This is a genomic window from Bradyrhizobium sp. KB893862 SZCCT0404, assembly GCF_018130885.1.
In the GTDB taxonomy this organism is placed as follows: domain Bacteria; phylum Pseudomonadota; class Alphaproteobacteria; order Rhizobiales; family Xanthobacteraceae; genus Bradyrhizobium; species Bradyrhizobium stylosanthis.
Map to the genome: position 1 here is coordinate 22,987 of NZ_JAFCLT010000018.1, position 19,152 is coordinate 42,138.

The 19,152-nt window shown below is 64.5% G+C and carries 17 protein-coding genes and 1 tRNA gene; 10 read left to right on the plus strand and 8 right to left on the minus strand.

The window, feature by feature from the left end; translation table 11 throughout:
* Window positions 1-22 precede the first annotated feature (22 nt).
* Window positions 23-4,345, minus strand: a complete 4,323-nt coding sequence (locus JQ617_RS38305) for a hypothetical protein (protein ID WP_212030871.1) — start codon at window positions 4,343-4,345, stop codon at window positions 23-25.
* Between the two features lie 831 nt (window positions 4,346-5,176).
* Window positions 5,177-5,253 (minus strand) — tRNA-Pro (locus JQ617_RS38310).
* A 68-nt stretch (window positions 5,254-5,321) separates the two neighbouring features.
* Here JQ617_RS38310 and JQ617_RS38315 point away from each other — a divergent pair.
* The 6 genes from JQ617_RS38315 (at window position 5,322) to JQ617_RS38340 (ending at window position 11,223) form a co-directional block, all read left to right on the plus strand.
* A complete protein-coding gene (locus tag JQ617_RS38315; protein WP_212030872.1) occupies window positions 5,322-6,311 on the plus strand; it encodes an L-threonylcarbamoyladenylate synthase in 990 nt (329 codons plus the stop codon).
* 23 nt (window positions 6,312-6,334) lie between these two features.
* Window positions 6,335-7,762, plus strand: a complete 1,428-nt coding sequence (locus JQ617_RS38320; protein ID WP_212030873.1) for an FAD-binding oxidoreductase — start codon at window positions 6,335-6,337, stop codon at window positions 7,760-7,762.
* On the plus strand, window positions 7,759-8,193 hold the full coding sequence (locus JQ617_RS38325; RefSeq protein ID WP_212030874.1) for a GNAT family acetyltransferase: 435 nt from the start codon (window positions 7,759-7,761) through the stop codon (window positions 8,191-8,193). The genes JQ617_RS38320 and JQ617_RS38325 overlap by 4 nt, the downstream gene beginning before the upstream one ends.
* Window positions 8,194-8,208: 15 nt before the next feature.
* The gene (locus JQ617_RS38330; protein WP_063691850.1) at window positions 8,209-8,790 is read left to right on the plus strand and encodes an NUDIX hydrolase; all 582 of its coding nucleotides are present in this window, start codon (window positions 8,209-8,211) and stop codon (window positions 8,788-8,790) included.
* A 272-nt stretch (window positions 8,791-9,062) separates the two neighbouring features.
* A complete protein-coding gene (locus JQ617_RS38335; protein ID WP_212030875.1) occupies window positions 9,063-9,992 on the plus strand; it encodes a glycine/sarcosine/betaine reductase selenoprotein B family protein in 930 nt (309 codons plus the stop codon).
* Between the two features lie 37 nt (window positions 9,993-10,029).
* Window positions 10,030-11,223: a CaiB/BaiF CoA transferase family protein gene (locus JQ617_RS38340; RefSeq protein ID WP_212030876.1), complete on the plus strand. Its 1,194-nt coding sequence runs from the start codon at window positions 10,030-10,032 to the stop codon at window positions 11,221-11,223.
* A gap of 364 nt (window positions 11,224-11,587) precedes the next feature.
* On the opposite strand, the gene JQ617_RS38345 is transcribed toward JQ617_RS38340, so the two are convergent.
* Window positions 11,588-12,352, minus strand: a complete 765-nt coding sequence (locus tag JQ617_RS38345) for an SOS response-associated peptidase (protein WP_212030877.1) — start codon at window positions 12,350-12,352, stop codon at window positions 11,588-11,590.
* Between the two features lie 61 nt (window positions 12,353-12,413).
* Between JQ617_RS38345 and JQ617_RS38350 the strand changes: the two genes are divergently transcribed.
* From JQ617_RS38350 to JQ617_RS38365, 4 genes are all read left to right on the plus strand, one after another.
* Window positions 12,414-12,911 carry a hypothetical protein gene (locus JQ617_RS38350; RefSeq protein WP_063691864.1) on the plus strand — a complete coding sequence of 166 codons (498 nt, stop codon included), beginning with the start codon at window positions 12,414-12,416 and terminating at the stop codon, window positions 12,909-12,911.
* A gap of 18 nt (window positions 12,912-12,929) precedes the next feature.
* A complete protein-coding gene (locus JQ617_RS38355) occupies window positions 12,930-13,364 on the plus strand; it encodes an NUDIX hydrolase (RefSeq protein WP_212030878.1) in 435 nt (144 codons plus the stop codon).
* Between the two features lie 199 nt (window positions 13,365-13,563).
* Window positions 13,564-13,941 carry a TIGR02301 family protein gene (locus tag JQ617_RS38360; RefSeq protein ID WP_063691870.1) on the plus strand — a complete coding sequence of 126 codons (378 nt, stop codon included), beginning with the start codon at window positions 13,564-13,566 and terminating at the stop codon, window positions 13,939-13,941.
* A gap of 326 nt (window positions 13,942-14,267) precedes the next feature.
* Window positions 14,268-14,534 (plus strand): hypothetical protein, encoded by a 267-nt coding sequence (locus JQ617_RS38365; RefSeq protein WP_063691872.1) that lies wholly within the window; start codon window positions 14,268-14,270, stop codon window positions 14,532-14,534.
* A 180-nt stretch (window positions 14,535-14,714) separates the two neighbouring features.
* Here JQ617_RS38365 and JQ617_RS38370 read toward each other — a convergent pair whose 3' ends face one another.
* From JQ617_RS38370 to JQ617_RS38390, 5 genes are all read right to left on the minus strand, one after another.
* On the minus strand, window positions 14,715-15,035 hold the full coding sequence (locus JQ617_RS38370; protein WP_212030879.1) for a cupredoxin domain-containing protein: 321 nt from the start codon (window positions 15,033-15,035) through the stop codon (window positions 14,715-14,717).
* A 9-nt stretch (window positions 15,036-15,044) separates the two neighbouring features.
* Window positions 15,045-15,575 carry a DUF4142 domain-containing protein gene (locus JQ617_RS38375; protein WP_212030880.1) on the minus strand — a complete coding sequence of 177 codons (531 nt, stop codon included), beginning with the start codon at window positions 15,573-15,575 and terminating at the stop codon, window positions 15,045-15,047.
* A 91-nt stretch (window positions 15,576-15,666) separates the two neighbouring features.
* On the minus strand, window positions 15,667-16,356 hold the full coding sequence (locus JQ617_RS38380) for an RNA polymerase sigma factor (protein WP_212030881.1): 690 nt from the start codon (window positions 16,354-16,356) through the stop codon (window positions 15,667-15,669).
* Between the two features lie 307 nt (window positions 16,357-16,663).
* Entirely contained in the window at window positions 16,664-17,533 is an 870-nt protein-coding gene (locus JQ617_RS38385; protein ID WP_212030882.1) for a sulfurtransferase, read from the minus strand.
* Window positions 17,534-17,765: 232 nt separating this feature from the next.
* Window positions 17,766-19,100, minus strand: a complete 1,335-nt coding sequence (locus JQ617_RS38390; protein WP_212030883.1) for a dihydroorotase — start codon at window positions 19,098-19,100, stop codon at window positions 17,766-17,768.
* Window positions 19,101-19,152 lie beyond the last annotated feature (52 nt).

Genomic DNA, 19,152 nt, shown 5'->3' on the forward strand with positions numbered 1-19,152 from the left:
GGCCATCGGTACCGGCCCGCCGTTACGAGAACATGAAGTAGTCGCTGTGAAGGTTGGCGACCGTGGATCCCTTGATCAGGATCGTATCATGGCTGTCCAGCGTGATCAGCACATCCGTACCCTGCTGGGCCATGTGAAGATCGTTGAAGCTTGCAGCAAGAGAGGTGCTGATCGCGATCTTGTCCGTGCCGGCGGAGGTATCGGTGTTGAAGCTGTAGATCGTGTCGTTGCCGCCCTGATAGGTCACCGTGCCGCCGTTGGTGGTGCGGAAGTAGAAGGTGTCGTTGCCCGTACCGCCGTCAAGCTTCAGATTGTCGGCATAGGCATAGACCTCGTGGGCCCCGCTGGTGTGGGTATATTCACGCATCGTCAGATTGCCGCTGACATCCATGGTGTCGGTGCGGACGTCGCCGGTCCCATCCTGGCTGTAATAGTCGACGGCGCGGGAGCCGTCGGCCTTGACCAGCGTGTGGTTGAGGATCGCTCCGGTGCTGGAATAGTTGGAGATGTCCTTGCTGCCGTCCGTGTTGTGCTTCTCCAGGTAGTCGTAGCTGCCGTCGGCATGGAGCCGCTCGATGAGCGTCACGTTGCCGCCGGCATCGTAGGCCTGGTGGGTCGAGGCGTAGGACTGGCCGGTGATTTGATAGACATAGGCGTCCGTCGCACCGTCCTTGTGGACGATATTGTCCTTGGTCAGCACGCCGCCCGTATAGGTCTTGTTCTCCGCGCTGCCGTCTACGTTAGACGTGTACTCGGTCAGCTTGTTGCCGGTCCCCGTGTCATAGGTCGTCGTCGTGGTGCCGGTCGAGATGACCGAGACCTCCGTGCTCAATTTGCCGCCGCTGTTGTAGTAGTCGTAGAGCTTGGAGCCATCGGAATTGTACACCGCCTTGTAGTCGTAGCTGCCGTCGGCATGGAAGCGTTCGATCAGCGTGACGTTGCCGCTGGCGTCGCTGGTCTGATGCGTCGACGTGTAGGATTGGCCGGTGATCTGGTAGACATAGGCGTCCGACGAGCCGTCCTTGTGAAGGACGTTGTCCTTCGTCAGCACGCCGCCGGTGTAGGTCTTGTTCTCCGCGCTGCCGTCCGCATAGGCAATGTAGTCCGTGACCTTGTAGCCGGTCGCGGTATCGTAGGTCGTCGTGGTGGTGCTGGCCGACGTGACGGTCACCTCGGAGCTGTGGAGCCCCGCGCTCGTATAGTAGTCGTAGACCTTGGAGCCGTCGGCATTGTAGGCCACCTTGTACTGATAGCTGCCGTCGGCGTGGAAACGCTCGATCAGCGTCACATTGCCGCTGGCGTCGCCCACCTGATGGGTCGACGTGTAGGACTGGCCGGTGATGTTGTAGATGTAGACTTCGGCCGAGCCGTCCTTGTGGAGGACGTTGTCCTTCATCAGCACGCCGTTGGTATAGACCTTGTTGTCGGCGCCGCCGCCGACATAGGCCGTGTAGACCACGAGCTTGTTGCCCGTCGCCGTGTCATAGGTCGTCGTCGCGGTGGCGGTCGAGGTGACCACCACCTCGGAACTGCGAACGCCTGCACTGGTGTAGTAGTCGTAGACCTTCGAGCCGTCCGCGTTGTAGGTCACCTTGTACTGGTAGCTGCCGTCGGCGTGGAAGCGCTCGATCAGCGTCACCTTGCCGCTGGCGTCGCTCACCTGGTGGGTCGTCGTGTAGGACTGCCCAGCGATGTTGTAGATGTAGACCTCGGACGAGCCGTCCTTGTTGCGGACGTTGTCCTTCATCAGCACGCCGTTGGTATAGACCTTGTTGTCGGCGCTGCCGTCGACATTGGCCGTGTAGACGACGAGCTTGTTGCCGGTCGCCGTGTCATAGGTCGTCGTCGTGGTGCCGGTCGAGGTGGTGACCACCTGGTTACTGTGAGCGCCCGCGCTCGTATAGTAGTCGTAGACCTTCGAGCCGTCCGAATTGTAGGTCACCTTGTACTGGTAGCTGCCGTCGGCGTGGAAACGCTCGATCAGCGTCACCTTGCCGCTGGCGTCGGTGACCTGATGGGTCGAGGTGTAGGACTGCCCGGTGATTTGATAGACATAGACTTCGGACGAGCCGTCCTTGTGGAGGACGTTGTCCTTCGTCAGCACGCCGTTGGTGTAGACCTTGTTGTCGGCGCTGCCGTCCACGTTGGCCGTGTAGACGACGAGCTTGTTGCCCGTCGCGGTGTCATAGGTCGTCGTCGTGGTGGCGGTCGAGGTGATGACCACCTCGGAGCTGCGAACACCCGTGCTCGTGTAGTAGTCGTAGACCTTGGAACCGTCGCTGTTATAGGCAGCCTTGTATTGGTAGCTGCCGTCGGAATGGAAGCGCTCGATCAGCGTCACCTTGCCGCCGGCGTCGGTCACCTGATGGGTCGACGTGTAGGCCTGGCCGGCGATGTTGTAGACGTAGACCTCGGACGAGCCGTCCGTGTGAAGGACGTTGTCCTTCATCAGCACGCCGTTGGCGTAGACCTTGTTGTCGGCGCTGCCGTCCGCATTGGCGGTATGGACCTGGAGCTTGTATCCGGTCGCGGCGTCATAGGTGGTCGTGACCGTGCTGGACGAGGTCAGGCTGACTTCCGAGGTCAGCGCACCGGCGCTGTTGTAGTAGTCGTAAACCTTGGAACCGTCGGCGTTGTACGTCGCCTTGTACTGATAGCTGCCATCGGCGTGGAAGCGCTCGATCACCGTGACATTGCCGCTGGCGTCGTAGGCCGTGTGCTGCGACGTGTAGGCCTCGCCGGTGATGCCGTAGTGGTAATAGTCGAGCTGCCCGTCGGCCATCGTGATGCTTTTCGAGACCAGAGCGCCGCTGCTGTCGTAGCCCCAAACGGTGGTCTCGGTCAGGGTACCCGCGGCATCGAAATCCTGCTCCTTGGTCCAGCCGACGCCGCTCCAGGTGACGGAGAAGGAAAAGCCGCCGTCGATCTTTGACAGCAGGCTGCCATAATGGGCGATGGCATATTGCATGGTCTCGGTCGACGAGACGGCCAGAACATGCGAGTCGCTCAAGGTCACCTTTTCCAGCCCGGAGGCATTCACCAGGGTGTCCATCTGCGCGACGAACTGGGCCGACGTCATCGTGAGCTCGCTGTCGACCGTCGTCGGGGCTTCGCCCACGGCCGACGACGCGCGGACTTCGATCACCAGCGGATGATCGCTGAGACCGACCTGGATCGAGCTCGTATTATAATAGGTCGCAATCGGATCCGTACCCTGCAGCGGGTCATAGACGTAGACGACGCCTTCCACCTGCCCGAACTGGATGGTCACGGACGTCACCGGCGTGACGATCTCGGTCTGGCTCGCGCTGTCCCAGACGCGCGTATCGGCCCAAACGACGAGGTCGCTGACGCTGCCCGACTTGTTCATCACCATCGTATGGGTGTTGCTGGGCGCGTTGGAGAGCGTGTAGCTCAGATCCGTGCCGGTATGGGCGGTGCCGTTGTCGCCGTGGCCGAGGATGGTCGTCAGATTGTGAAGTGCGACAGCGGCTTCCTTCGGCGTGCCATCGGTGTTGAACAGGCCGAAATGGGCTTCCTTGTCGCCGCGGGTCGCCGACGACGGCGAGTCGAACAGCTCGTAGATATACGTGGCGGATGACCCATTCTCATACGCCAGCAGCAGGTTGGAGAGCACCAGCTTCGCCTGCGCATCCTCGTTCGCGCCGATGCCCATGGTGCTCGTCAACGTCGTATAGCCGGTTTCCGTCACGATGACCGGATCGTTCGTCGAGATATTCTCGGCCAGACGAAGATCGTCCTCGATCTGCGCGTCGGCGAGCGCGCCGGTCTGCACGTAGACGTGGGCGTTCGCCGCGTCCGAATAGGCGCTCATGTCGCCGACCTGGGCGTTCGTCGCATCGGTCTGGTAGCCGATGCTGAAATTGACGACGGTGACGTCGCTGAGCGCGGCGTTGCCCTTCACGGCCGTATAGAGCGCCTGCTGGAATGCCGCGGCGCCTTCAAGCGAGGTCAGCCCGTTATAGGAGAAGTCGTTGAGATTGGCTTCGTTGATGCCTTCGATCGACAGCAGCATGCCCGGGTGCTCCGCCTTGAACTCGGCAAGAGCGGCGACATAGGCGGCCAGCCCGGCGCTGCCCTGTTCCGGCAGCGTGTAGGCCACGCGAAAATCGAAGGAGACACCCGCATTGGCAAGCGCGTCGATGACGGCGTTTGCGTGCCCCATTGCGTTGTAGGAGTCGCGGACGTGACTGATGCCCAGATAGTTCAGACTGTTGATGATCTGACTGGAGTTTGTGTAGGCGTCCGTGTAGGCGCCCGCATTGGTGTTGATACCGAGAGAATTCAGAAAGCTCGATGCAGTGGTAACCGTCTCGTTCGACATTTAGAACGCCCCCATTTCCATGGAGCGCAGACTGGCAGTCACTCCTAAAGAAAACCGACTTGAAGAAAGCTAAAATTGTCAGGCTATCGCCTAAATTTTCAGCTGTTCGCGCACATCTATGATGCTCCTTCATTCGAGTTCCGCGACGGAACAAAACTGTCACGATTCAGATTCGCTTCGCGCGCGAATCGACGCACCCGCTGTGCCGATGCGACGGCACGCCGACTGCGCTGCTGCGCAAGCAGCCTGATCATTTCAGCGATGTAGGGAACCGATCTTGTCCGCCGCCCCGTTGCCGACATCCATCGCATGTCACTTTGCGCAGAGAGTGATGATCCCGTGACGTCGAGATGTCTTTGCGCTGGCGATCGCGAGGCGCGATGGTCGTCGCGCGGCGTGAGCAATCGGAGATTGTAAACCTTCACGTTTGCCTCAATTCGCGCGAGACGCGAAGTGAGATGATGACCTCACCTCGGATTGAGTGGATGGTTGATGGCAGGTGGACGAGGCCGGTTCCGGACGCAGCACCGGATGGTGATCGCGCGCGGCAAGGTGCACGGGGTCGGCGCGGACGCGGGATGATGGTGTTGCGGATCGAGGTGCCGGCTGGCGCGGCGGTCGTCCTCTGACCTACCGCGGCAAGAGCGGAGGCGGCGACGCTGGCTCAACAGCCGCGCCGTCGGATCCGGCGCGGAGCCGTGCTTTCCGCAAATGCCGTCCTGCCCAGCCAAATCGGCCGTGGACCCGCCCGGAAAATCGTTGCAGAAAGGCGTCCCAAGGCCTTGGCGGCCGGTCCGCCAAGCCTTTGGAAAACGTCGACTTTTGGAAGAATGGTCGGAGTGGCAGGATTCGAACCTGCGACCCCTGCGTCCCGAACGCAGTGCTCTACCGGGCTGAGCCACACTCCGACAAGAAGGCGGCTTATAGCGTCGGGTTTGGCGCACCGCAAGCGGCCGAGTTGAGGAATTTTGTCCCTGTGAAAACGGGTCTTGAAACGCTGATTTTACCGGCCGGCACGGCCGGCGCGGAAGCCGCCGCCCGGACCTTGGCCGCCGGCGGGCTGGTCGCGTTTCCGACCGAGACGGTCTACGGGCTCGGCGCGGATGCCGCCAATGCCACGGCCGTTGCCCATATCTACAGCGCCAAGGGGCGTCCGGCCTTCAATCCGCTGATCGCCCATGTCGCCGATCTCGCGGCCGCAGAGCGGATCGGCCGGTTCGACGCTCGCGCCAGACGGCTTGCGGAGGCGTTCTGGCCGGGGCCGCTGACCCTGGTGGTGCCGAAGACCGACGACTGCCCGGTGGCGGATCTCGCCACTGCGGGCCTCGACACCGTCGCGATCCGCGTTCCCGCCCATCCGGTGGCCGAGGCGATCCTGCGCGCGTTCGGCGGGGCCGTGGTGGCGCCGTCGGCAAATATCTCCGGCCATGTCTCCCCGACCGAGGCCGCGCATGTCGAAAGCGACCTTGCCGGGCGGATCGACCTGATCGTCGACGGCGGGCCGGTTACGGTCGGCGTCGAATCGACCATCGTCGGCTGCTTCGAGGAGCCGATGCTGCTCCGGCCCGGCGGGCTGTCGCGCGAGCGAATCGAGGCGGTTCTGGGCGTACCGCTGGCGCGCCCCCCGATGGAGGCCGGCAGCGACGACAGCCAGCCGCTGGCGCCGGGGATGCTGGCCTCGCACTACGCGCCGCGCGCCAATGTGCGGCTCAACGCGCGGGATGTTGCGCCTGATGAAGCGCTGCTGGCGTTCGGCCCCGCACGCCTGCCCGGCCTTGACGCTGCCTCGGCCGTCATGAATCTGTCGCCCGCCGGTGATCTCGATGAAGCCGCCGCCAATCTGTTCGGCTATCTTCGCAGCCTGGATGCAAGGAGCCCGCGGTCGATCGCAGTGATGCCGATTCCCGAAGTCGATCTGGGCGAGGCGATCAACGACCGGCTGCGCCGGGCTGCGGTGGCGCGATAAGAAGCTTGAGAAGAGACCAGAAAATGAACATCAACAAATCCGCCATCCCGCCGCTTGCGCCCGAGCTGATCGAACAATTCCGCAAGATCGTCGGCGAGCGCCACGCGATCACGGATGCGACCGATATCGAGCCCTACGTCACCGAGGAGCGCAATTTGTTCCACGGCCGCTCGCCGCTGGTGCTGCGCCCTGGCTCGACCGCGGAGGTCTCCGAAATCTGCAAGCTCGCCTCCGCGCACAACATCGCGCTGGTGCCGCAGGGCGGCAACACCGGCCTCGTCGGCGGCCAGACGCCGCACAATGGCGAGGTGGTGGTGTCGCTGCGGCGACTCGACAAGATCCGCGAGGTCGACACGGCCTCCAACACCATGACGGTCGAAGCCGGCGTGGTGCTGCAGATCGCGCAGCAGAAGGCGTCCGACGTCGACCGGCTGTTTCCGCTGTCGCTCGGCGCGGAAGGCAGCTGCACCATCGGCGGCAATCTGTCGACCAATGCCGGCGGCACCGCCGCCCTCGCCTATGGCGTCGCGCGCGAGATGGCGCTGGGGCTGGAGGTGGTGCTCGCCGACGGACGCGTGCTCAACGTGCTGTCGAAGCTGAAGAAGGACAACACCGGCTACAATCTGCACAACCTCTTCATCGGCGCCGAAGGCACGCTCGGCATCATCACGGCGGCGACCCTAAAACTGTTTCCGAAGCCGCGGGCGGTCGAGACCGCCTATGTCGGGCTGAAATCGCCCGATGCTGCCCTGAAGCTGCTGACGATTGCGCAGAGCGAGGCCGCCAACACGCTGACGAGCTTCGAGCTGCTGTCGGAGATGGCGGTGGATTTCTCGGTCCGCCACGGCATCGACGTGCGCGACCCGCTTGCGGAGAAGCACCCTTGGTACGTGCTGATGGAACTGTCCTCCCCCGGTGACGACGCCCGCACGCCGCTGGAGACGATCCTCGGCCGCGCCATGGAAGAGGAGATCGTCGACGACGCCGTGATCGCGGCCAGCCTCGCCCAGCGCAACAATTTCTGGAAGTTGCGCGAGGAGATGTCGGCGGCGCAGAAGCCCGAGGGCGGCTCGATCAAGCACGACATCTCAGTGCCCGTCGCCGCCGTGCCCGCCTTCATCGCGGAGGCCGATGCCGCCGTGGTCAAGGTGATCCCGGGCGCGCGGCCGGTGCCGTTCGGCCATCTCGGCGACGGCAACCTTCATTATAATGTCAGCCAGCCCATCGGCGCCAACACGGCGGACTATCTGGCGCGTTGGCACGAGGTGAACGCGGTCGTGTTCGAGATCGTGCTGCGCATGGGCGGCTCGATCTCGGCCGAGCACGGCATCGGCGTGCTCAAGCGCGACGAGCTGCCCGAGGTGAAGGACAAGACCGCGATCGAGCTGATGCGGTCGATCAAGGCGATGCTCGATCCGCAGGGCATCATGAATCCGGGGAAGGTGCTGTGAGCGCTCTCAAGATCGACGCGATCGACGACGCCGATGTCGAGCCGGTCGTGGCGCTATGGCAGCGCTGCGGCCTGACGCGGCCCTGGAACGATCCGCATGCCGACATCGCGCTGGCGCGTCGGCGCGACAATTCCACTGTTCTGGTCGGCCGCGACGACGGCGCTATCGTTTCGACCGTCATGGTCGGCCATGACGGTCACCGCGGCTGGGTCTATTACGTCGCGGTCGATCCCGACGGGCGCAAGCGCGGCTATGGAAGGGCGATCATGGCGGCGGCGGAGGACTGGCTGCGCACAGCCGGGATATCGAAGCTCCAGCTGCTGGTCCGGCGCGAGAATGAGCAGGCCAACGCGTTCTACAATTCGCTGGGCTTCGAGCTCTCCACCTCCGTGATGTTCCAGAAGTGGCTCGACGGCCGCGCTCCCACCTGATTCCGGAAGACGATCATGACCATTTCCGACCGCGTCCGCATCAAGGACGTCCGCGTGCTCTCGGACAACTGGACGCCGCTCAAGACCACCACGTTCGAGTACCGGCGCGCCGATGGCGCGTGGCAGACGCAGCACCGCGAGACCTATGAGCGCGACAACGCCGCCGCCGTGCTGCCCTACAACCTTGCCCGGCGCACCGTGATCCTGGTGAAGCAATTTCGCCTGCCGGCCTTCATCCGCGGCTACGACGACCTCTTGATCGAGGCGGCCGCCGGCGTGCTGGACAATGCCTCGCCGGAAGAGCGCATCCGCGCCGAGGCCGAGGAAGAGACCGGCTACCGCCTGCATCACGTCCACAAGGTGTTCGAGGCCTTCATGAGCCCCGGCGCGGTGACCGAGAAGCTGCATTTCTTCGTCGCCGAATACGAGCCGGACATGCGGGTGAGCGACGGCGGCGGCCTCGAGCACGAGGGCGAGGACATCGAAGTGCTGGAGCTCTCCATCGACGAGGCACTGGCGATGATCGCCGATGGCCGCATCATCGACGCCAAGGCGATCATGCTGCTGCAATACGCGGCGCTGCATATTTTCAGGTGACTTGCCTTCTTCCCTTCTCCCCCTGCGGGAGAAGGTGGCGCGAAGCGCCGGATGAGGGGTATCTCTCCAGGTACGAGACGGTTCGTGAGGAAAGATACCCCTCACCCGTCTCGCCGCTGCGCGGCGAGCCACCCTCTCCCGCAAGGGGAGAGGGGAAGAGCGCAGCTCGCTCCACCAACCCTGCAATTCTGTCCTGCGCTCCCTCGCCCCCGGTTGAGCAACGCCAAAACTATCTCTAGTCTGGCTCCAACCAAGAACCAGGAGACGCGCCCATGTCCGCTCCGCGCGACGATGAATTCGGCTTTGCGCCCGACTACGACTCCCCCGTCCCCTACATGCAGCGCACGCGCGACTATTACGCGGCGATCGGCTACACCACGGCTTACCGCTGGGCGCATCATACCGAAGCGCCGTTCCAGGCGCTGAAGAAACCGCTGGCGAAGTCGCGCGTGACCATCATCACCACGGCGGCGCCTTACGATCCGACCAAGGGCGACCAGGGGCCGGGCGCGGCCTATAACGGCAGCGCGAAGTTCTACCAGGTCTATGATGGCGACACCTCGCAACAGCACGACCTTCGCATCTCCCACATCGGTTACGACCGCAAGCACACCTCGGCCACCGACAACGGCACCTGGTTTCCGCTGCCGCAGCTCCTGAAGGCGTCCGCCTCGGGCCGCATCGGCGAGGTCGCCCCGCGCTTCTTCGGCGCGCCGACCAACCGCAGCCATCGCGTCACGCTCGACACCGACGCACCGGAGATCCTGGCACGCTGTCTCGCCGACAAGGTGGACGTCGCCGTGCTGGTGCCGAACTGCCCGGTCTGCCACCAGACCACCGCGCTGGTGGCGCGGCACCTCGAGCGCAACGGCATTCCGACCGTGATCATGGGCTGCGCCAAGGACATCATCGAGCACGCCGCCGTGCCGCGCTTCCTGTTCTCGGACTTCCCGCTCGGCAATTCCGCCGGCAAGCCGTACGACGTCGCTTCCCAGGCGCAGACGCTGGAGCTCGCGTTGAAGCTGCTGGAGACCGCGAGCGGCCCGCAGACCACGATGCAGTCGCCGCTTCGCTGGAGCGAGGACGCCTCCTGGAAGCTCGACTACAACAACGTCGCGCAGCTCTCCCCTGAAGAGCTGGCGCGCCGCCGGGCCGAATTCGACAAGCAGAAGGAGATCGCGCGCGGCAACCGCGCCGCCTGACGTCCTCCGACAACGAAAACAAAATGGGGAGAGCGACGTGACGCGACCGTTCGAGGGCGTGAAGATCCTGGATTTTACGCAAGTGCTGGCCGGTCCTTATGCCAGCTACCAACTTGCGTTGTTGGGCGCGGACGTCATCAAGGTCGAGCGGCGCGAGGGCGAGGACATGCGCCGCACGCCGCTGTCCCGCGAATGGGCCGAGCGCGGGCTCGCCCCCGCGTTCCAGGCCATCAACGGCAACAAGCGCAGCCTGACGCTCGACCTGCAGAAGCCCGACGCCATCGCGATCGTGAAGAAGCTCGTCGCGACCGTCGACGTCGTCATGGAGAACTTCCGGCCGGGCGTGATGGACAAGCTCGGCATCGGGTATGAGGCACTCTCGGCGATCAATCCAAAGCTGATATATTGCGCGGTGTCAGGCTTCGGGCAGACCGGCCCGGACCGCCTGCGGCCCGGCTATGACGGCAAGATGCAGGCGCTGTCGGGCATCATGGCGATCACGGGGCATCCGGAGACAGGACCGACGCGTGCCGGCTTCGCCGTCTGCGACGTGCTCTCAGGCGCCACCGCCGCGTTCGGCGTGTCGAGCGCGCTGTACCAGCGCGACCGCACCGGCAAGGGGCAGTTTGTCGATGTCTCCATGCTGGAGGCGACGATGGCGTTTCTCTCAGGGCAAATCGCCGACTGGTCGGTCGCGGGTCATCGGCAGCAACTGTCGGGCAACCAGGCCGTCAGCCGCAGGACCACGGCAAACCTGTTCAAATGCGGCGACGGCCACATCCTGCTCGCCGTCAACAACGAGAAGCAGTACCGCGCGCTGATGAGCGCGCTCGGCCGCGAGGACACGCTGAGCGATCCGCGCTTCGCTGACTGGTTCTCGCGCAACGAGAATGAGCCGGCGCTGCGCGCCATCATCGAGGAGGCGCTGGCGAAAAGGCCCGCGCGCGAGTGGGAGACGATTCTGGAAGACGCCGGCGCGCCCTGCGCCAGCATCTGGAAGGTCGAGGAGGTCATCGACCATCCCCAGATCAAGGCGCGCGGCGCGATCCAGGAGCTCGACACGCAATACGGCCGCCTGCGCTTCGCCGGCAGCGGTTTCAAGCTCGCGCATGGCGGCGGCAGGCTGGACCGGATGGCGCCGGAAGTGGGCGCGGATACGGATGCGGTGCTCGGCGAGCTCGGCTTCGATGCGGCGGAGATCGCGGCGTTGAGGGCAAGGGAGATTGTCTGAAACTCCGCTGCCGTAGGATGGGTAGAGCGAAGCGAAACCCATCAACCTCACTCCCGCGAGAGGAGCGATGGGTTTCGCTTCGCTCTACCCATCCTACGCACTGGACCGGATGGCCGGAAGTGGGTGCGGATACGGATGCGGTGCTCGGGGAGCTCGGCTTCGATGCGGCGGAGATCGCGGCGTTGAGGACAAGGGAGATTGTTTAAAGCTCCGCTGCCGTAGGATGGGTAGAGCGAAGCGAAACCCATCAACCTCACTCCCGCGAGAGGAGCGATGGGTTTCGCTTCGCTCTACCCATCCTACGCACTGATAACCACACGACTCCTTCGCCGGGACGACAGCGGAGTGAATAGCGCCAGCCTACCTAAAACAACGACCCCTGCCCGTCATCTGACGACACCGCAGCGGTCTTTCGCGCCGCCCTCTTCGGCTTCGCTGCCTCGGCTTCCGCCTCCATCGCTTCCGCGCTCATCGGCAACAGCAGTTGCTCGTCGTCATTGGCGACGCGGTTGACGCGGGTGGAGACGGGGTGCCAGGCGAATTCGCCGATGCGCGGGGCCCCCATCAGCGGCAGGATCGCATCGATCTCGTCGCCGCGGTGATCGAGCCAGCGTTCGAAATCGCGCGGACTGATCGTGACGGGCACGCGGTCATGCAGCGCGGCGAGATCCGTGCTCGCCGCCGCGGTGACGATCGCGACCGTGTCGAGCTCCTCGCCGTTCGGCCCGACCCAGGTCTCGAACACCGCGGCAAAGCCGAGCGGCTCGCCATCGGCGCGGTGGATGAAGAACGGCTGCTTGCGGCCGCCCTCCGACTTCCATTCGTAATAACCATCGGCCGGGATCAAGCCGCGCCGCCGGCGAATCGCTTTCTTGAAGGCGGGCTTCTCCAGCACCGTCTCCGAGCGAGCGTTGATCAGCAGCGTGAAGCCCTTGGGATCCTTGACCCAGCTCGGCAACAGGCCCCAGCGCATCAGGCGGAAATGGCGCGCGCCATTCTCCACCAAAACGACCGGAATCGGTTGCGTCGGGGCGACATTGTACCGGGGCGGGAAATTCGGCTGCTCGATGTAGCCGAATAGTTGCCGTAAAGCCGCGGGGGCTGAAGTTATGACGAAGCGTCCACACATCCTTGGGCCAATATAGGGTCCGTTGAGGTCCTTTTAACCCCGAACGTTAACACTGCGGCAGATGAGCTCAACGGCCACCCAACCCGCGCGGCATGTACAGACGGGCCCCGAGGCCGCGGCCTGGGCCGAACGGCTGCGCGTGGCCAACATCAACCCGCGAACCGGGCTTGCCACTGATTATCTCAACCATTTCAATGAAGCCGTGATGCTGCTGGAAATGGTCCCGGATATGCCCGAATGCGCCGAAGATTTTTTGACCTGGTCGCCGCTGTCCTACGCGGAGCATTTCACGGCATCGAACTTCAAGGCGCGGGATCTCGCCATCGAGGCCTATGAGAAGGCCGATCCGAACGTGCGCGCCCAATTCGACCACATCACGGACACCATGACCTCGATCCTGACCGCGGTCGGGTCGGCCATGCGCGAGGTCGAGAAGGATACAACCCGCGTACGCCTCGCCGAGCAGGCCACGCTCTGGGTCAAGCCGCTGATCGCGGCCTGCGGCGGCATCATCAACGGCGGCGCGGAGGCCGACGTCGACACCATCATGGCGAATTGAGCCAGGCTGGTTGAAGACATGTCCGCGGTCGTCCAGCCCACCCATCCCCAGATCGCCGTCAGCGCTGCGATTTTCCGCGACGGCAAGGTGCTTCTGACCCGCCGCGCCCGCTCGCCGGCCAAGGGATTCTATTCGCTGCCGGGCGGCCGGGTCGAATTCGGCGAATCGCTGCACCAGGCGCTCAAGCGTGAGGTCGACGAGGAGACTGGGCTCGAAATCGAGATCGTCGGCCTTGCCGGTTGGCGCGAGGTGCTGCCGGCTGCGCCCGGCGCCGGCCATTATCTGATCATGTCCTTTGCCGCCCGCTGGGTGGCGAAGGAACCCGCCCTGAACGACGAGCTCGACGATTACCGCTGGATCGCCCCGGACGCCCTGGCGAGCCTGGGAGACCTCAAGCTGACCGGGGGGCTGGAGGAGGTCATCCAGTCCGCCGCTCGCCTGATTGGTGCGTAAGCCCATCCGCGGGCTCGGTGCACCTCTCCCGCTTGCGGGAGAGGTCGCGCCGAAGGCGCAGGTGAGGGCTTTCTCCTCTTGGGGGTTCTTGCCTGCGGAAACACCCCCTCCCCGACCCTCCCCCGCAAGCGGGAGAGGGAGCGCACCGCCGGTGCGGCTCGCCTTGCTTCCCCGGCCTCGAAGAGGCATACAGCCGCCGATGTCCACGCGATTTCTGGCCATTTTTGCCCTGATTCTCGCCTGCGCCTGCGGCCCCGCCCGGGCCCAGGACGCCGCGGCGCCGTTTGACGGCGAATTGCAGCGGCTGGCCGAGATCCTCGGCGGGCTGCACTATCTGCGCGGCATCTGCGGATCCAACGAGGGCAACAAATGGCGCAGCGAGATGCAGGCGCTGATCGACGCCGAAACCCCCTCCGGCGAGCGCCGCACCCGCATGATCGCCGGCTTCAACCGCGGCTATAACGGCTTCCAGCAGACCTACCGGAGCTGCACGCCGGCCGCGACGGTGGCGATCCGCCGCTATATCGAGGAAGGCTCGAAGATCTCGCGCGATCTGACGGCGCGCTACGCGAACTGAGCTTTTCCCGTCAGCCAAACCCAAAACAGTACCCTCTTGTGCAACGGCGAAGCCGTTGTCGATGGGAGCGCGCCCTCTTGTGCGCGTCTCGAAGGATGAAAGGCCCGACTGCTGCAGCGGGGCCTTCATGGTTCGAGACGCGCGCGAAGAGCGCGCTCCTCACCATGAGGGGTTGGGTCGTGGAACGCGGGGCTGGAACCCTGTCATCGAGTTTGTTCACAGCCGTTAACCGTTCCTAAAGATGTGGCCTAGCGGGCGTTAATACGCGTGCTACACCTCTCGTGCAGCGCATCGCCGTGGACGCGCCTCAAGCCCTGTCGAGTTTCATGAGCCAGTCGATTTCCTACGCACCCGCCCGCGCGCCGCTGCCCGATCACGAGCAGAAACAGGCCGCACTGAGCTATCTCAACGAGGCCTGGGCCGAAGCACGCCATGACGGCGTCGACGGCGACTGTCTGGCGCAGGCCAGCCTGTTCGCGGCTTTCGCGGAGCTCGTCGGCACCTATGGCGAGGACGCGGTGGCGAAATTCGTCGAGGGTTTCCCGGGCCGCATCCGCAACGGCGAGTTCTCGGTCGACATCTGCAGGCAGTAAGCCCGCATCGAAAATGACCCCGCCACGCGGGCGGGGCCAGTCGACGGATGAATGACTTTGCGACACGTCGCGAAGTCTGCCCTCTTTATCGCACGGAAGCCGGCTCCCGCGGCCAAGCATTAGTCTCGCGATGATCGGGAGATGTTCCCACCGCGAACGGGAAAGCGCTCCCTCCCCCCCTCACGGCTCGATCTTGAGCGTCGCTTTCATGTTGGGATGATAGCGACAATAGTACTCGACCGTTCCCGCCTTCTTCAGCACTGACGTCGCCGACTTCTTCGGCGGCAGCGTCACGTCGAAATCGCCGTTCTTCGAGGTGGCGGTATGGGCGAAGACGTCCTTGTTGATCCAGCTGATGGTGTCGCCGACCTTCGCCGACACCTCCGCCGGAGAGATCACGAGATTCTCCATCGTGATCTCGATCGTCGCGGCGCGCGCCGGGACTGATATCGACAGGACGATGACCGCAAGCGCGATCGGAGCGAGGCGTCCCGGCATCATGCTGCGCCCCTATTTCAACTCGGCCGCGACATGCTCGGCGTGCTGCTGGTGGCCCTGGAAGATCTTCAGGCCGGTCTGCAGCAGGCTCTTCAGCTCCGCATTGCTGGCGGACGGAATGAGCTGGGTCTCCAGCGCGCCGTTGACCGCTTTGTGGTAGGCAACCTCGTTGGCGACATAGGCCTTGTCGAAGGCCGCGCCGCTCAGCTTGTCGAGCTCGGCCAGCTTGTCACTGGCCTGCTTCGACAGCGCCTTGCTGGTGTCGTTGTCCTCAGGGGTGACATTCAGCTTCTTGACCAGCGCCAGCGCCTGCTTGTTGACCGCCTCATGGTCGCGCAGCATGTCCTCGGCAAACGCCTTCACCTCCTTGCTCTTCGCTTTCTTCTGCGCCTGCTTGGCGGCATTGATGTCGATCACGCCCGCGGTGTAGGCGATGTGGGCGATCTGCGGATCGGTCGGCTTGTCGGCGGCGCTTGCGCCCTGCAGCGCGGGACCCGACAACAGAATGGCCGCGGCGACCGCCGCGCTCCAACGGATGAACATGGTTTGACACTCCTGTGCTGCCGGGCGTTTTGCCGGCGCGTTGCTTCACAGGAATTGGATGGACGTTTCGCGCAAACGTTCCCGAAAAATTTCAGCCGCCGACACCGAGCCGCCTCAGCACCGCCTCGGTCAGGCGCTCGCAGCGCCAGCCGGCGAACGGGAAGGCATCCATCATCACGGGGCCGATCTCCTTCTCGACATTCTCGCGCAGCATGGTGCGGGCGCGGTGCAGCCGGGTCTTCACCGTCTCGGGCTTCAGGCCGAGCAGATCGGCGGTCTCCTCGATGTTCATGCCCTCCATGACGCGTGCGACGAACACCATGCGAAAAACATCCGGCAACTCGTCGATGGCGCGTTCGACGACGCGCTGGATTTCACGTTGGGCCATGGTCCTTTCCGGATCGCCTGCGGGAGAAACGGGAAACTTGATGATCTGCGCCTCGAGCGCCTCTTCCGGCACAGCGCCGAGCTCGACATGCGGCCTCGTGCTTCGCGCCCGGCCAAGCGCCTCGTTGATGGCGATCCGCGACAGCCAGGTCGACAGGCCGGACTCGCCGCGGAAGCCGTCGAGATGGGTGAAGGCGCGGACATAGGTTTCCTGCACCACGTCCTCGGCTTCGCTGTCGCTGCGCAGAATGGCGCGCGCGAGGCGGTAGAGCCGGCGGTTGTTGGCCTGCATGATCTCGCGCAGCGCGGCCTCGTCCCGGGCCCGCGCGCGGTCGATCAGTTCGGCTTCCAGCGTTCTGGCGCCGGCGGACAGGCCGGCTGCGGTCCGTTGCATGGCGGTCACCTGCTCGTTTCAAGTCGCTCCGGGCATTGGATGCAGGCCAAGGAAAAAGGTTCCTGACTTTTTTACCCTCATTTGGAAGGCGGGACCATCGCATGTGAACCGGGCGACGCCTGAGCGAGCGCCTCGTCCTTCGAGACGCGCGTTCCGCGCCCTCAGGATGAGGCCGAGCGACATCTTCGCCTGTGAGAACTGTTGCCAGGCCCTCCGTCCTCATCCTGAGGGCCCGCCGCAGGCGGACGTCTCGAAGGATGACGCCGCGGGCGAGCTCGCGCTACCACGTACTCCCAGGATCGCTTGCTTAATCCGTCTCGATCGGCAGGGACGGGTCCCGCGCCCATTCGCCCATGGAAGCGTCGTACAGCGTCAGCTTGTCGTAGCCGAGCTGCGTCAGCAGCAAGAGATCGATCGTCGCCGAGATCCCGCCGCCGCAATACACGATCACATTCTTGTCGCGCGTGACCCCCTGGGCTGCGAACTTCGCCTCGGCATCGGCCGGCGTCGTCAGCGTCTTGTCGGCATTGGCGAGCGTCGCCGCGGGAACGTTGACGCTGCCGGGAACGCGGCCCGGCCGGCCGTAGCGGCTGGGCTCGAGGCCCTGGTGAAATTGCGGCCCAAGGGCGTTGACGATCACGGTCGAGGAATCCCCGATCCGCGCCTTCACGGTGTTCTTGTCGACGAAGAAGCCCGCGCGCGGATTGGCCTTGAAGGTCGTGGCCGGATAGCCCTTCGGCGCACCCGTCTCGATCGCCCTCCCCTCCGCCTTCCATTTGTCGAGGCCGCCGTCGAGCACGCGGGCTTCGGCGCCGAGCGAGCGCAGCATCCACCAGAACCGCGTCGACCACATCATGGTGCCGATGCTGTAGAGCACGATGGTCTTGGACGCATCGAGGCCGTGGCGGCCGAAGGCGGCCTCCAACTGGGCCACATCAGGCATCATGAAGAACTGCTGCGCGGATTTGTCGGAGAACTCGCCCTGCAGGTCGAGAAAATCCGCGCCGGGAATATGGCCCGCCGCGAACGTCTTGTCGCCCGGCACCGCGCGATAGGGCACATCGCTGCCAGGCGGGACAGGCTCGTTGTAGGTCGTGCAGTCGTAGAGGCGGAGATTGGGATCGCCGAGGATGGCGGCGAGCTGCTCGGTGGTGATGAGGGCGGCTGGCTGGGACATTGTCACCTCGCGCTGCAAAGCTGTAGCCCGGGTGAGCGTAGCGAAACCCGGGAACCTCGCAAAGTGAAAACCCGCATGTCGCTGCGTTCATGCGGGCTACGGCCTCTCCTATCGTCATTGCGAGCGCAGCGAAGCAATCCAGAATCTCTCCTTGGAGATAGTCTGGATTGCTTCGTCGCAAGAGCTCCTCGCAATGACGGGGGATGGTGCGTTCGTCCCCCTCCGAAACCGCCTACTGCTTCAACGTCTCCAGAAACCGCACCGGCTCGCCCTGCGAGGCCGTCACCAGCTCGCCCTGCCACATCACGCGGCGGCCGCGGATGAAGGTGCCGACGGGCCAGCCGGTGACGCGCACGCCGTCATAGGGCGTCCAGCCGGCCTTGGAGGCCACCCATTTGTTGGTGATGGTTTCGCTGCGCTTCAAGTCGACCACCGTGAAGTCGGCATCGTAGCCGGCGGCGATGCGGCCCTTGCAGGCCATGTTGTAGAGGCGTGCGGGGCCGGCGCTGGTGAGATCGACAAAGCGTGCCAGCGACAGGCGGCCCGCATTGACGTGGTCGAGCATCAGCGGCACCAGCGTCTGCACGCCGGTCATGCCGGAGGGCGACGCCGGATAGGTCTTCTGCTTCTCCTCCAGCGTATGCGGGGCGTGGTCGGAGCCAAGCACGTCGATGATGCCCTGCTCGATGCCGCGCCAGATGCCCGCGCGGTGATCGGCGCCACGCACCGGCGGGTTCATCTGCGCGAGCGTGCCGAGCCGCTCGTAGCATTCGGGCGCGACCAGCGTCAGATGATGCGGCGTCGCCTCGCAGGAGGCGACATCCTTGTGGTCGCGCAGGAACTCGATCTCTTCCTTGGTCGAGATGTGCAGCACGTGGATGCGCTTGCCCGTCTCGTGCGCGAGCTTGACGAGGCGCTGTGTCGCCATCAGCGCCGCGGTTTCGTCGCGCCAGACCGGATGCGAGCGCGGATCGCCCTCGATGCGCAGGGATTTGCGGTCGTTGAGGCGGTACTCGTCCTCGGCGTGGAAGGCGGCGCGACGGCGGATCACCTGGAAGATGCGGCGCAGGCTCTCGTCGTCCTCGACCAGCAGCGCGCCGGTGGACGAGCCGATGAACACCTTGACGCCGGCACAGCCCGGCGCGCGCTCCAGCACCGGCAGATCCTGCACGTTCTCGCGGGTGCCGCCGATGAAGAACGCGAAATCGCAATGCATGCGGTGATGGGCGCGCTTGATCTTGTCGCTGAAGGTGGCTTCCGTCACAGTCAGCGGCGAGGTGTTCGGCATCTCGAACACCGCGGTGACGCCGCCCATGACGGCGCTGCGCGAGCCGGTCTCGAGGTCTTCCTTCTGCTCCAGCCCGGGCTCGCGGAAATGCACCTGCGTATCCATGACGCCGGGCAGGATGTGCAGCCCCTTGCAGTCGATCACCTCGGCGGCGGAGGCCTGCGACAGCGGACCCAGCTCGGCGATGCGGCCGCCCGTGATGCCGATATCTCGAACACCCTCGCCGTCCTGGTTGACGACCGTGCCGCCCTTCAAGATCACATCGAAACGCTGGGTCATGGGGCCTCTCTCATCCCCAAGCGCAGGGCTCGAGGTCTTGTCGTTTATGCCT